This is a genomic window from Bdellovibrio sp. HCB-162 (assembly GCF_047344985.1).
GTDB lineage: Bacteria > Bdellovibrionota > Bdellovibrionia > Bdellovibrionales > Bdellovibrionaceae > Bdellovibrio.
The window spans coordinates 636,270-649,768 of the sequence record NZ_CP178861.1; the positions used below are offsets into that span (position 1 = coordinate 636,270).

The 13,499-nt window shown below is 43.8% G+C and carries 12 protein-coding genes; 4 read left to right on the forward strand and 8 right to left on the reverse strand.

The window, feature by feature from the left end; genetic code table 11:
- The first annotated feature begins 107 nt into the window (after positions 1-107).
- Positions 108-1,004 (forward strand): aminoglycoside phosphotransferase family protein, encoded by an 897-nt coding sequence (locus ACLSSO_RS03170; RefSeq protein WP_413944033.1) that lies wholly within the window; start codon positions 108-110, stop codon positions 1,002-1,004.
- On the opposite strand, the gene ACLSSO_RS03175 is transcribed toward ACLSSO_RS03170, so the two are convergent.
- On the reverse strand, positions 1,001-1,987 hold the full coding sequence (locus ACLSSO_RS03175) for an alpha/beta fold hydrolase (protein ID WP_413944034.1): 987 nt from the start codon (positions 1,985-1,987) through the stop codon (positions 1,001-1,003). The genes ACLSSO_RS03170 and ACLSSO_RS03175 overlap by 4 nt on opposite strands.
- A 54-nt stretch (positions 1,988-2,041) precedes the next feature.
- A complete protein-coding gene (locus ACLSSO_RS03180; protein WP_413944035.1) occupies positions 2,042-2,974 on the reverse strand; it encodes a GNAT family N-acetyltransferase in 933 nt (310 codons plus the stop codon).
- Between the two features lie 50 nt (positions 2,975-3,024).
- On the opposite strand from ACLSSO_RS03180, the gene ACLSSO_RS03185 reads away from it, so the two are divergent.
- Together ACLSSO_RS03185 and ACLSSO_RS03190 are read left to right on the forward strand one after the other, a co-directional pair.
- A complete protein-coding gene (locus ACLSSO_RS03185; RefSeq protein ID WP_413944036.1) occupies positions 3,025-3,591 on the forward strand; it encodes a HutD family protein in 567 nt (188 codons plus the stop codon).
- Between the two features lie 104 nt (positions 3,592-3,695).
- Positions 3,696-4,964: a trans-sulfuration enzyme family protein gene (locus ACLSSO_RS03190; RefSeq protein ID WP_295901509.1), complete on the forward strand. Its 1,269-nt coding sequence runs from the start codon at positions 3,696-3,698 to the stop codon at positions 4,962-4,964.
- Here ACLSSO_RS03190 and ACLSSO_RS03195 read toward each other — a convergent pair whose 3' ends face one another.
- Complete coding sequence (locus ACLSSO_RS03195) at positions 4,965-5,438, reverse strand: DUF2846 domain-containing protein (protein ID WP_413944037.1); 474 nt, start codon at positions 5,436-5,438, stop codon at positions 4,965-4,967. It lies immediately after the preceding gene.
- A 228-nt stretch (positions 5,439-5,666) separates the two neighbouring features.
- Between ACLSSO_RS03195 and ACLSSO_RS03200 the strand changes: the two genes are divergently transcribed.
- Positions 5,667-6,275 (forward strand): hypothetical protein, encoded by a 609-nt coding sequence (locus ACLSSO_RS03200; protein WP_413944038.1) that lies wholly within the window; start codon positions 5,667-5,669, stop codon positions 6,273-6,275.
- Position 6,276: 1 nt separating this feature from the next.
- Here the strand turns inward: ACLSSO_RS03200 and ACLSSO_RS03205 are convergent, their stop codons facing one another.
- The 5 genes from ACLSSO_RS03205 to ACLSSO_RS03225 all read right to left on the reverse strand — a co-directional run bounded on the left by ACLSSO_RS03205 (position 6,277) and on the right by ACLSSO_RS03225 (position 13,368).
- Positions 6,277-7,371, reverse strand: coding sequence for a DUF2914 domain-containing protein (locus ACLSSO_RS03205; protein WP_295901500.1), 1,095 nt, complete (start codon positions 7,369-7,371; stop codon positions 6,277-6,279).
- A gap of 15 nt (positions 7,372-7,386) precedes the next feature.
- The gene (locus ACLSSO_RS03210; RefSeq protein WP_413944039.1) at positions 7,387-8,358 is read right to left on the reverse strand and encodes a hypothetical protein; all 972 of its coding nucleotides are present in this window, start codon (positions 8,356-8,358) and stop codon (positions 7,387-7,389) included.
- 201 nt (positions 8,359-8,559) lie between these two features.
- Positions 8,560-9,306 carry a tRNA (N6-threonylcarbamoyladenosine(37)-N6)-methyltransferase TrmO gene (gene tsaA / locus ACLSSO_RS03215; RefSeq protein ID WP_295901498.1) on the reverse strand — a complete coding sequence of 249 codons (747 nt, stop codon included), beginning with the start codon at positions 9,304-9,306 and terminating at the stop codon, positions 8,560-8,562.
- The gene (ileS, locus tag ACLSSO_RS03220) at positions 9,303-12,479 is read right to left on the reverse strand and encodes an isoleucine--tRNA ligase (RefSeq protein ID WP_295901495.1); all 3,177 of its coding nucleotides are present in this window, start codon (positions 12,477-12,479) and stop codon (positions 9,303-9,305) included. Before ileS ends, tsaA begins: the two co-directional genes overlap by 4 nt.
- A 169-nt stretch (positions 12,480-12,648) precedes the next feature.
- Entirely contained in the window at positions 12,649-13,368 is a 720-nt protein-coding gene (locus tag ACLSSO_RS03225) for a hypothetical protein (protein ID WP_295901493.1), read from the reverse strand.
- Between the last annotated feature and the right edge of the window lie 131 nt (positions 13,369-13,499).

Below are 13,499 nucleotides of genomic sequence, written 5' to 3' on the forward strand. Positions count from 1 at the left end.
GCATCTCCGTTTATGTACTAATTAGTTCATGAATTATTTTTGAAAGCAAGTTTTTTGACAAAAAAATCTCATGACGATGCAGGAATTCCTTTGCTAGTCTAGTTTTGATGGAATTTCCAAAAGAATTTACAAAAAATATTCTTGAAGTTTATGGAGCCGAAGGAAAGGCGTGGCTAGCGGAGCTGCCACTGCTTTTGCAAAAGGTTTCGCAAAAGTGGAAACTGCAGTCGCTCACGCCTGTTCATAATCTCAGTTTTAACTTTGTCGCGCGAGTGACGATGGAAAATGGCACCAAAGCTATTTTGAAAATGGGACCTTCAGGCGCTGATTATTCCAAGGAGACGCTGTGGCTTTCCTCTTATCAAGGTTTGTCGCCACAGGTAGTAGCGTTTGATCGCGATTTCAATGTGTTTTTCATGGAAGAGCTAAATCCAGGACAAACTTTGCAAGGGCTTACTATTTCGGGGCATGATAATGAAGCCACGCGAACGGTAGCTCGTTTGATAAAGTCCTTGTACGTGGCTCATCAAGTGAATGTTCCTCCACATATTCCGCATTTGGCCGAATTGATTTCTTCTTTCCGTTTTCTTGACGGAGTCCTAGAGAAAAAACTTTTAGACAAGGGTGTCGCCATTTACCGCGAACTTTCACAGCCGTCCTCTGGCGATGTGTTTTTGCACGGTGATCTTCACCACGACAATATTCTGCTTTCGGGAACAGAGTGGAAGATTATTGATCCGCACGGTTACGTCGGCGACAAAGTGTCTGAAGTGGGGTCGATGATATACAATCCCTTAGATTGGTCTCCATCGGGATCTTTAAAGGCCTTCATTTTGCGTCGATTGGATGTGCTTTGTGAAGAACTCCCATTTGATCCGCAAAGAATTCGCGCTTGGGCTTTTGCGAAAACGATGCTGTCGATTGCTTGGGATTTTGAAGGAGGACAAAGAATTCCTCCTCAGGAATTGGCGATTGCGCGGATCCTTGATGAAGTGATTGATTAATGTTTTGCCAGAAAAGAATCAAAGAACTGCACTGTTTTTTCGTGCATGTCATTGGCCACTTCCGGAATTTCATTGTCGATTTCGTGAAGAGCTCCGTTGTAGACGATAACTTTGAAATGCGAAGCCTTTTTCTTCAAAGTTTTTTCTGTGGCAAGGCGATCCACGTAAGTGTCTTCAACTCCCGAGAGGAAAACCAATCCTGCGGTTTTTTTAGGGATCTCCCAGCCTTGCGAAAATTCTGACGATAACAACAGGTTCGTGGCAAAAAGTGGAACGACAGCCGGAGAAATCGGTTTGATCGGATCGACGTGAGGGTTAAAACTTTTCTCAAACTTATTACGCGTAAGAGTTCTTTCGGAAATCACCTGATCTAATGTGAACATCAGTTTCGGTGAGGCCGCAGCTTCACCAACAAATTTCTTAGGATGAATTCCCGGAGCGACCAAGACCACGGCATCAGCCCAGCCTTCGTGAGCAAGGCCGTAGGTCGCAAGTCCTCCTGTTGACCAACCCACAACCATTTTTTTACTTTGTGAACAATCGCGGCCGAAGTATTCATCTTTGCGGTTAGAGTATCGATCCCAAATAAATTTCGCTTGCGTAGAAATTTGTAAGGAAGATGAAAGAGGTGCCACGATACGCGTGTTGTTCATGGAGCCCTGCGATCCGCCTTGTCCCATATAATCAAAAAAGATCACGCGATATCCGGCTTTGCTGAGTTTATTGAATAAAGCACTGTGGTTTGCAACGGAGTCTGCAAGACCTTCGAGATAAAGCACGCAGCCTTTAAAGTTTGTAGGTTCAGCTTCTAAGTAATATCCCGTTCGCAGGTAAACGCTTTGAACGAAAGGATCTTGGGTTTCATAAAAGGTTTGCTCAAAAAACCACGGAGAACGCGAAAGCTCCGATTGAGGCGCGCGTTTTTGAAAACTTGAACATCCAGCTAACAGAACGATCCAGAGAAGGACATTTATTTTTTTCATATTTTGATTTTACTACGAGGCTTCCGTAAGCAAATCAAAATTCCGAGGGCAGGACTATTTTTCGATAAAGTCTGGATTGAGAATCCCGTAGACCACCATATCAATCCAACGTCCATTTTTATGGAAATGCTTTTTGAGATAACCTTCCTGTTCCATACCTGCCTTCTGCATTACCTTTCCCGAGGCTGGGTTGATGGCCATGTGGGAGGATGTGATTTTTTTGAGGCGAAGTCTTGTAAAGGCAAAGTCAATGGCTGCAATCGCAGCTTCCGAGCAAAAACCTCGACTCCAAAACTCTTCACCGATCCAATAGCCGACTTCCGCGCGTTGGTGGTTTTGAGAAATACCCAGACTGATGCAACCTACAAGAGTGTTTGTATCTTTCAGTGTGATCGCCCAATTTACGGCTTGGCCTTTGCAAAAATGATCTGCGTGAGTAGCAATCCAACTTTCCGCCATGCCATCAAGGTAAGGATGTGGAATCAAAGCGGTCATCTCAGCAACTTTGATATTTCCAGCCATGCGTTGAACTTCTTTGGCATCACTAAGAGTAAAGGGGCGCAACACAAGTCGATCCGTTTCGATTCTTGGAATAGGATTCTCAGGTTTATTTTTATAAACCACTTCATCGCCTTCTGACCTAGAACGAATAACCAGAACGTGTGCCTCTTGAGCAGTTTTATTTTCAAGATGATGATGGAATGGATCTTGGGGCTTGAGGCCCACGAAGTCCCCCGGGGATAGTTCGTAAGATTTTTCTCCGTGGTGAAGTGTGGGATGTCCTTCAAGAACCAAAAACATTTCTTCATCGTGACTGTGCGAATGAGGTGAAGAAGCTTTTCGCCCTGGAGGAATGATCTCGTGAGACGTAAAGAATTTTGAAAAATCCACGAGTTCACTTAAAACAGAGGAGTGAGAAAGTTTTTCGCCGGTTCTTTTGATTTCTAATTCTTTGTGATTAAGCTCGCGCAAATTTAAAATCTTCATACTGAAAAGAATTCTTTCAACTGGAAGATCATTTGGCTATAAGAATGCATATGGACACAAAATTAATCAAAAGTTCCGAATACCAGATTATGCCGTGGAAAAATGGTTTGGGCTCGACCGCCCAGATTGATATTTCTCCGGAAGGTTCGGCATTTCCCGGTGATGATTTTTTGTGGCGCGTGAGTTCGGCGACGGTGGGAACTTCTTCCCCATTTTCAAACTTTTCAGGTTGCGATCGCCTGCTTGTGGTGTGGAAAGGTGCGGGACTTTTTTTAAATGATGAAAAGTTAGAGCCTCTAAAGTCTTTGCGTTTTTCTGGAGAAACTCCCATGGATTGTCGCTTGGTGAGTGGCGAAGTGAGTGATCTTGGCGTGATTTATCGTCGCGATCAGATCTCTGCGAATTTAACTGTAAACCAAATTGAGGCGGGGAAGTCCTCGAAACTACTTCTGGATTCCGGGACTCATTATTTATTTTGCGCCGCGGGAATATTTTCTGCTCTGGGAAACTCTGTGGAAACCGGTTCTACATTGAAAATCCAGGGGACGGGTTCGTTGGAACTTTATTCTTCCTCTGGCGCGCAATATTTTTTCATCACTCTTCGTAAGAAGACGTAAAAGATACGTTGCAGCATGAAAGCGCTGTGCGGCTCCGGCGCTCTTTTCTTCCCAAGTTTTAGAATGTGTGCTCTATTTCCTCCATTATAAAAGTGAGGGAATCCATGAAAAAGAAGTCATCTAAATCGCCGCGAACGCAAGCCATTCACGGTGAATTCTTATCGCAATCTTGGGAGTTCTCTCATCACTTGATTCCGCCAATGACTGCTTCCACAACATTCCGTTTGGGATCGCTGGAGCGCGGAGCGGAAGGTTTTAGTACCTTCGGTGCACAAAAGACGGATTCGCCGATTTGGATTTATGATCGTTTGGAAGAGCCAACGACAAAAATGTTGGAAGACCAGTTGGCTCTTTTAGAAAAAGGCGAGTGTGCCGTGACATTCGGAAGTGGCATGGGCGCGATTGCTTCCACTTTGATGTCGCTCTTAAAAGCGGGCGATAAAGTGGTGGCTCACAAAACTTTGTACGGATGCACTTACAGTCTTTTGACGAATTGGCTTCCTCGTTTACAAATTAAAAATTCTTTGATTGATGTAAATGATTTTAAAGTTTTAGAAAAAGAACTCGCAGATCCTGCCACTCGCGTTGTTTACTTTGAATCTGTTTCCAATCCAATTCTGGAAATTGCGGATCTAGAAAAAATCGCAAGCCTTGTGAAAGCAGCCAATAAGAAACGTAAAAAAGAAAATCAAATCTACACTGTTGTGGATAATACGTTTGCGACTCCGTGGGCGTTAAGACCTATTGAATGGGGTATTGATTTTGTTATTCAAAGTTTGACGAAAAATATTTCAGGCTTTGGAACGGAAATGGGCGGCGCTGTGATTGCTCCGAAAGAACACGAAAGCATGTTACGTGTGGCCCGTAAAGATTTCGGTGCGATCATTCATCCGTATTCGGCATGGCATATTCTTGTGTATGGAATTTCAACTCAAGCCATTCGTTTTGAGCAGCAGCAGAGTACGGCTTTAAAAGTATCTCAATTCCTGGAAAAGCATCCAAAAGTTCAAAGTGTGACTTATCCAGGTTTGAAAACTCATCCGCAGTTTAAGCTTGCGAAAAAATATTTGAAGTCTCCAGAGAACACATTTGCTCCAGGCACGATGATTTCTTTCCAGCTTAAAGGCGACATGAAAAAGTGTCAGAAGTTCGTCGATGATATCGCAAAAAATTCTTACGCAATCACGTTGGCAGTGAGCTTAGGCCTGACAAAAACTTTGATCGAGGTTCCGGGCTTCATGACTCATTCAGCGATTCCAACGGAAAAGCGCGGAGAAAGTGGTATCGATCCGCGCGCGATTCGTTTGTCGATCGGTTTGGAAAATGCCCAAGACATTATCGCCGATTTGGAAGAAGCCCTTAAGAAAATCTAATTAGTGAAGTCTTGCATTGACGTTGCCGCGGGGTTGGCGGTGTTGCACTAAGCTGCACTCGCGAACTCCCGTTTGTCCTGTTTTTTCATCGACGACGTTAAGCTTTGTACGCGCATACATAATGCCCATTTTGGCTTCTTGCCATACATAATAAACTTTCCCAGGTTCTGTTTTTAATTCGATATCGTGAGAGTTTTCTGCTCGACTTGAAATAACATGAACGCCGGGTTGCATGTTGATCCACAAGTAGTGGCCTGTTCTTGTTTCGCCAAGAAGTTCATTGTCGACCACGACATCCATTTTAACGGCGCCGCCCATAGCTTCATTACGATAGACATAGAGAATGGACTTCTCTGGATGTGCTTTGAATAACTTGGCTTCAGCATCAAGTTTTTTATCTGCCTGAGGAATCGATGCACAACCAATAAAGAAAAATGAAAATGTCAGCAACGTCAGTGAAAATATTTTGTTCATAGTAGGCTCCCAAAGGTTATTTGCTATTGTGAATTTAATCAAAAACGGGAGTCAATAAAACCGCGTTTATAAGCATAAAGACTCAGCCTTAGTCTTGAGAACGGTGACAATTTAGAGCGCTGCCTAAGTCATAAACATGTTTTAAGGGAGCAGTTTCTCTATATTTGAGGGGAAAATGGTGCCCTTATTGCTAACAAATGGAACGAATTCATTTATTTGGGAGTGTTTATGAAAAGCCTTTTGGTGTGGTTCCTGTTGGCTCTTTCGTTTTCTGCGCAAGCCATGACAGACATTCAGTCCCTGCCTATGAACCTTTCAAGCGAGTTTAAAGGGGATGTTGTTATTTTTAAAAGTGATGTGGGTGTGAACTCCTTGTCTTTAGGAGCGGTGGATATTTCCGTCATTCCAAGTGATCGAAATTCTGAGATGGAGCAGTATCTTATAAAGGGACCTATGATCACAAATCCTTATCTAAAATCTTTGATGGCGGATTCTAAAAGCGGCACTCGTCAGCGCTTATTTTTCGGCGTAGGTGGAAGCCAGGCGGTTGATTCAGTAGCCATGGGTGTTGCAGATGCAGTTTGCATGCAGATGAGTTCATCAAAGGATTTTTCTGCTGTTGATTTCAAGATGGCGAAGGTAGATCTTGCTAAAGAAGCGCGCTCAAGAATTTCTTTTGCTGAAAACACGTATCTGAACAACATCTATTTCACTTTTGATGTGAAAGGTGTTCCTCAAGCCAATCACTTGGAAAAAACTATCCAAGTGAAGATGTTTAAAGATCTTCGCGGTGAAGAACTCTATAGCCTCACGCACATTACGTGCGGAAGAAAATAATCTAATAAATCGTTTTATAAAATGTGCGCTCGGGATTGATCTCGGGCGTTTTTGTTACGGTGAAATAGATGCGACCAATTTCGCGGCCATCGGTCGTCTCAACACTGATGCGCCATTTGCCTTCAGAATAATTTTGTTTTGACGCAAATCCGCGATAACCGTTCTTACGTCCTCCAGAAATATTCATCGGAATTCGATCTGTAGTCTGCCATCCCATTTTGGGGTCTTTAAAGTACCAATGCAAAATCACCGAATCACTAAAACGCGCCGGAGAAAAGATCTGTGCAAAGAAATAGATTTTGTCGTCAGGCTCTGCAAGAAATTCCTGATCTCCCGTGTGCCAGAACATCCATCCTGAATTTTCTGAAGAGACAATATAGTTTCCATCCGCTTTTTCAATCATGTGGTAAATGCCCATGTTTTGAATTGAAAGAGGAACCGGCGGAATCCAACCGATAAAATAAAAAGCAAAGAACAAAACAAGAACAATGGCTCCTGGAGCCGCGAGCCCTCGAAGCAAAGCTTTATTGTCTAAAATCTTTCTTTTAAGAAGCCCATACACTCCGTAAAGAGTGAAGCCCGTGAGCAAAATCGAAAGCAGAAAAGGAACAATACCAACAAAACCCAAAAGCACGGGAACTAGAATCGAGAAGAACGAAAACACACAAATGACATACAGACCGATCTTGATGTTGATTTCGCTTTCGCGCACGCGTTTAAACTCATTGGCCACCATCAAGCCCATAAGAAGTGCAATAAAGACAATCGATGACCAAAGCGAAGCGCTTTTAAGAAAGAACAAAGAATAGAGACTGAGAAGACTTCCTAAAAGAAAATGCAAAGCCAGTTGTCGATATTCCCAGATTTTTTCCAAGCGCTTCGGAATTTGAAAAGCCTCGTGGCGACCCAAGAAATCAAAATAAAGAATCGCACCCAAGATCAAAAGATACGCAACTTGTTGGGTCACTCCCAAAATATCATCGACGTCAGACAAAGTTAAAACATCAAAAAAGAAGCCGCCCAAAAAGAATAAAATATCCAATTTGGTTTCATTGGCTTCATAAAATTTCAATAGCTGACTTTTGATCTTTTCCATCCCGCCAATGTAGCACTAGCGGGCGAGGGTGTGAAGAGTCATTAAATTCAATTCGACGTCAAAGAGACAAGGAACGGACTGATCAATGTTCCCGCGAGTAATAAAAAAGGCTGTGGGCATTTTTTCCCAGTGTCTTAAGTCTGGTGCCATGACGTATTCGACCATGTTACCTGTTTTTTTAATAATGTAGCCTGCAGCATTCAATGAGTCTGCGCATAATGAGGATGAGTTTGCATAGGCACCAATGGCGCAACCCGTGGCGCCGGCCGCGACTCCTGTAGTGACACCCAGAACACCATAGGTAAATCCAAAGGGAACTCGCACAACACTTTTTGTATAGAGCAGGGGATGATAGTCAGCCTCATATCGCTTAGATAATTTTTGAACCCATGACGATGTCGGCATTAGAATGGTTGAGTTCGTGGAGCATGTTTTGGGAAAGTTTCTTGTTGGCATAATTTTATAAGGACCATTTTCTCGTTTTATGAAATCGGTCTTCCAGGTCAAGCGCGGCATATATCCCAATCCAAAGATTCGCCACGTGCCTTCGAATTTTTTATTGCCATCTATTTCTTGAACACGCTCCTGGCTGAAGCTTTGGACTTCGCTGGATACATTTTTATCTTCACTTAATTTTTTCCAAAATGGACGAGCGACATTTAAATCGAAATTACTCCAGATTGCAGCATGCAGAAGAGTAATTACTGGATCGTTGCCATGATTATAAATGTGCGCATTTTCATCCATCATGCTTTGTCGGAGTTCGACCAAGGCTTCTTCTTTTTTATCAAGATTGAAGTAACTTAGAGCAATGAGAATGCTTAAATAGGAGCGTTCATAAGACTCCATCACGTATTCCGTAAGAACACCTTCGGGTAACGCCACCTCTATAACTTCAGCAGTTAATTGATAAAATTTATCACGGTGAAAAGCACGGACATAGGAGCCTAAAGTGATCACTTCCTGGTAACAACCCGCTAAAAACAAATCACTCACTTTGTTAAGTTGGTCAGGAGCCTTTTCAAAAGCGGCTTCCTGAAAAAGTCTTTGGCATTTCGAAGAAGTAAATTTTTGTGGTTGCGGCAAAGGTGATTTACTTGCGCACGACGCCAATAAAAGAATGAAAACCCCAAGAAGTCTTTTCATAAACTTAGAAAAACACAGAAAAATATTTAAGGCAAAGATTGGCTACTTTTGATAACCCAAAGCGTAGACCAAGAAATATCCCTCGCGGATTTCGTATTTTACGTCATTACCGATGACATCAAAACCATACTTTGTGCCCCAAGTTTTTTCATCTTCTACGGGCAACTGACGTTTTTGATACGCTGGACGAGGATCAAGTTCTAAAATGTCGATAATCAACGCGCGCAGTTTCTTTTCTCCACGAGGATCGCGTTTTGCAATTTCTGCTTCTGCGTCCTCTGTAAATTGCACAGGATAGCGAGGAATATCTCCAGAAGCCCATCCCGCGTTCGCTTCAGGAATCGCATCTGCGTAAGGAATATAGGGTTTAATATCCAAAATCGGAGTGCCATCAATCAAATCAACGCCGCCGACATAGATTTCTGCTCCACCTTCGGCATCAAGATCGATTTTTTCAATCGACACAGCAGAAATCCCAATAGGATTCGGACGGTGAGGAGAGCGCGAAGCCAAAACTCCCACCTTGCGATTGCCGCCCAGTCTTGGGGGACGAATGCTCGGCTTCCAGTTTTTTCCGCCGTGCTCATGGAAAACAAAAACAATCCACAAGTGGCTGAACTCTTCGAGGCTTTTAAGTGCGGTTTTTAAATCAGGATCGGGGTTTAGTTTAATAACCCCTTTGGCTTCAGCCGCAAGGCCGGGCTGGCGAGGAACTCCGAACTTGTCTTTGAACGGAGTCCTGACGATGCCTATTGCTGAGAATGAGAATTCTTCCCCGAGCTTTTTCACGCGCGAGGAAGAGCGGTTACACCGACTTTAATAACTTCGCCGTCGATATCTGAAGCTTCTGTGTGTGTGCCTTTTGGATCAGCCGCCACATCCATGATATTCAAATTCATCGTCAAAGTTTCAGAAACAACCATGTCTTTGTGAGCTTCAAGAGCTTCACGCAAAGCCGCCGTACAAGCGATCTCAAGCGTGATCTTGTCATCCAACTTAAAGTCAGCAGACTTACGAGCCACTTGAACCTTACGCATGATCTCACGAGCCAAACCTTCACGCTCTTGCTCTGGAGTCACTGTCGGATCGACTTCGATAGAAACGATCTGGTGCACAGACAAGTTCGCGTTGTCACCTTTTGGTGCACGACGGATTTCCACGTCAGTCAATTGGATGTCTTCGCCTTCCACTTGAATTGTTTCACCGTTTTCAAGTTTCAAGATCGCAGCTAAATCCAATTTTTGAATCGCGCCACCGACGGCCTTCATCTTAGGTCCCAAACGTTTACCCAAAACAGGGAAATTTGCTTTCGCAGTCACCTGCACGTATTGGTCTTCATGAGAATCGTAAGTCACTTTACGGAAATTCAACTCATCAATGAAAAGATGTTCAAACATCTTAAGCGTTTTCAAAAGCTCCGGATTTCTGTGGATGATCTTGATTTCGTTCAGAGGGATCTTCGCCTTCACTGCGATCTTCTCACGGTGATTACGTCCCAACGTCACAAGAGTATCCATTGCTTTTACGGCTTCTTCCAATTCAGGACGAAGCATAGAAAGATCTTCTTTCGGGAAGCTTTCCAAGTGCACAGAGTCCTTCTTATTCGGAAGAACTTGCGCCAAGTTTTTATAAGTCACTTCAGACAAGAACGGAGCAAACGGAGCCATCAAGCGGGACAAAGTCACAAGAACTTCATGCAAAGTCTCGTAAGCGTAACGTTTTGTCTCAGGCATGCCATCTTGCCAAAACAATGAACGGTTGAAGCGGATGTACGTGTTCGTCAGGTCTTCAATGAATTGAAGCAGGTGAGGAACGACGTTGTACAAACGATAAGCGTCCATCTCTTTGTGAGTGTTTGCAATCAAACCATTCAAACGAGAAAGAACCCATTGATCCAAAATATTTGGAGATTTCTTCGCATCACCTTTCGGAACAAAACCGTCGATGTTGGCGTAGTTCGCAAAGAATGAATAAGAGTTCCACCATCTGAGCAAGATTTTACGAACGATATCGTAAACACCTTTTTCAGAGAACTTAAGCTCTTGCGCTTTCACCACTGGAGAATCAATCAAATACAGGCGCAAAGCATCGGCACCATGCTGATTCAAAACTTCCATTGGGTCAGGATAGTTTTTCAAGCTCTTCGACATCTTGCGACCATCTTCAGCCAAAACAAGACCGTTCACGACAACATTCTTAAACGGCGCTTGATTAAACAATGCCGTTCCAATGATTGAAAGTGTGTAGAACCAACCGCGCGTTTGATCCAAACCTTCCGCGATAAAATCAGCAGGGAAAGCCTTTTTGAAGTCTTCAACAGAAGTTTCAGGATAACCCCATTGAGCGTAAGGCATAGAACCCGATTCAAACCAGCAGTCCAAAACGCCATCAACACGTTTTAGTGGTGATTTACCTGTCGGAGAAGGAATCGTGATTTTATCTACAAACTCAATATGAAGATCATCAATTTTTTGACCAGAAAGTTTTTCAAGCTCCGCGCGTGAACCCACACAGATCACTTCGCCTTCAGGATTTCTCCAAATAGGCAGCGGAGTTCCCCAGAAACGGTTACGAGAAATCGCCCAATCACGAGCGCCTTCAAGCCAGTTACCGAAGCGACCATCACGAAGATGATCCGGAACCCACGTTGTGTTTTGGTTGTTCGCGATCAATTGTTCTTTAATTTTCTCAACCGCCACGAACCAAGAAGACACTGCACGATAGATCAACGGAGTATCTGAACGATAGCAGAATGGGTAACTATGTTGGATTGTATCTTGTTTGAAAAGATTCCCGCGTTTTTTAAGATCTGCGATGATATCTTTATCTGCGTCTTTTACGCGTTTACCAGCGTAATCAGGAACTTCACTCGTGAACATACCGTCATCATCCACAGGATTCACCAATGGGATGCCAGCTTTCGCACACGCATAGTAGTCTTCTTCACCAAACGCTGGCGCCATGTGAACGACACCTGTACCACTGTCAGTCGTCACGTGATCAGAAGAGATAATACGGAAAGCCCCTTTATCGGCACGGTCACCGAAGTATGGGAAAAGAGGTTCGTAAGTCAGACCAACAAGCTCTTGACCCTTCATCATTTGCAAAACTTCAACTTCTTCATCTGGTTTTTTGAACACAGAAGGAAGCAAAGCTTGCGCAAGAATAAGTTTGCGACCCGTCGCTTTTTCCTGAACTTTCACGTAATCAATTTCAAGACCCACTGCCAACGCCAAGTTCGAAGGAAGAGTCCAAGGAGTCGTCGTCCATGCAAGAACAGATGTGTCTGGTTGATTGATCAACTTAAACATCACTGTGATCGCAGGGTCTTGAACCATTTTGTAGTTTTGATTGGCTTCAAAGTTTGAAAGAGACGTCGAGATCCCTACAGAGTAAGGAACGACTTTGTAGCCTTCATAGATCAAACCTTTTTTGAAAAGCTCTTGGAACACCCACCACACAGACTGCATGAAAGAAACGTCCATCGTGAAGTATGGATTTTCCATATCAACCCAACGGCCGACTCTGCGAACAGTTGTTTTCCACTCTGTCGAATAACGTTTCACAATCGAGCGGCAAGCGTCGTTGTAATTCGCCACGCCCATTTTGAAAACGTCTTTGCGACTTTCGATTTTATGAGTTTTGTTGATTTCATACTCGACAGGAAGACCATGGCAGTCCCAACCAAAACGGCGCGGAACTGTGTAGCCCTTCATCGTCCAGTAACGAGGAACAACGTCTTTCAAAACTCCGGCAAGCAAATGTCCGTAGTGAGGAAGACCTGTTGCAAACGGAGGTCCGTCATAAAAGCTGTAAGTCTTTTTGCCTTTTGGATCTAAAGACTGCGCAAAAATTTTCTCTTGATCCCAGAAATCTAAAATCGTCTCTTCTTGCTTTGCAAGTTGGACATCGGGTTTTACGGGATTGTAGGGATTTGAACGGGTGTTGTTTGCATTTGTCATAGGTCCCCAATATCTATCAGGTTTTCCCTAAACATGCACCCTTTTCAGGCCCTCCGGAGAGGAGGAATTTAGCGATAATGCAAGGCAACATCCGAGAGGGGACTTAAAGCTATTAAAAGAAGGAGACCGCTTGGCCTCCTTCTACGAATAAAACTTATTTAAATAAGAACTACGGTTCCGTGAAAGTAATGTCAGACGTCGTCGGATAAGAACTAGGCTGTCCTGCGCTCCAGATAGTGCTTGTCTGACGGAATGATGTAACGGATGTCTTTGTTGAAGACGTATCCAGAGTAACTGCGTTGTAAAGAACATCGCCGGTGGTTGGAAATGTTGGAAGTGAGAAATCTGGAGCAGTGACCTTGAGGGCCTGCCATCCAGATACGGTTTTAGTATCATTCGCAGATGTACTAAATCCCGGACTTCCAGGCGCACCATTGAAATAACCTGCCCATGTTTGCGATGCGCCCGCAGTTCCACCGTATGTTGTCATTTGGGAAACACCCACCGTCATAACAACTTTCGTGGCTCCTGCTGGCGTATCCATAATTTCACCGACTTGGAAGACTCCTGCTTGAGAGTAAGTTAAAATTGGTGAGCCACCCATTTGGCAATTTGCACCCGTAAACCAAAATGTAGAAAGCGCATAACTTCCATCCGCATTAAAGGTCAGGCCTTGCATGTAGGATGTCCCATTAAAAGCGGCACCAAAAGTGGCATCGCTTGAGACGGCGACGCAAGAACTGTAGCGAGTACCTGCCAGTTGAGCCGCAGTCAGTCCACCGCTACCAAGACTAGGTTCTTCTTCCTCTTTTTTCGCGCAACCAAATGCCATTGAAGCCACCATCACGGTTACAACTAGTTTCGCAAACGTACTACTTCCGAATTTCATGTTCTCTCCATTTAATTTTTTCTGCGCTTTCTAAACGCGGGGTTGAGAACTTTTCGGTGAAAAATTTAGGAAGCATAACTAAGTAAATGCTGAATGGTTGATTATTTTGTTCTGAGTGTATCGGTTCGAGA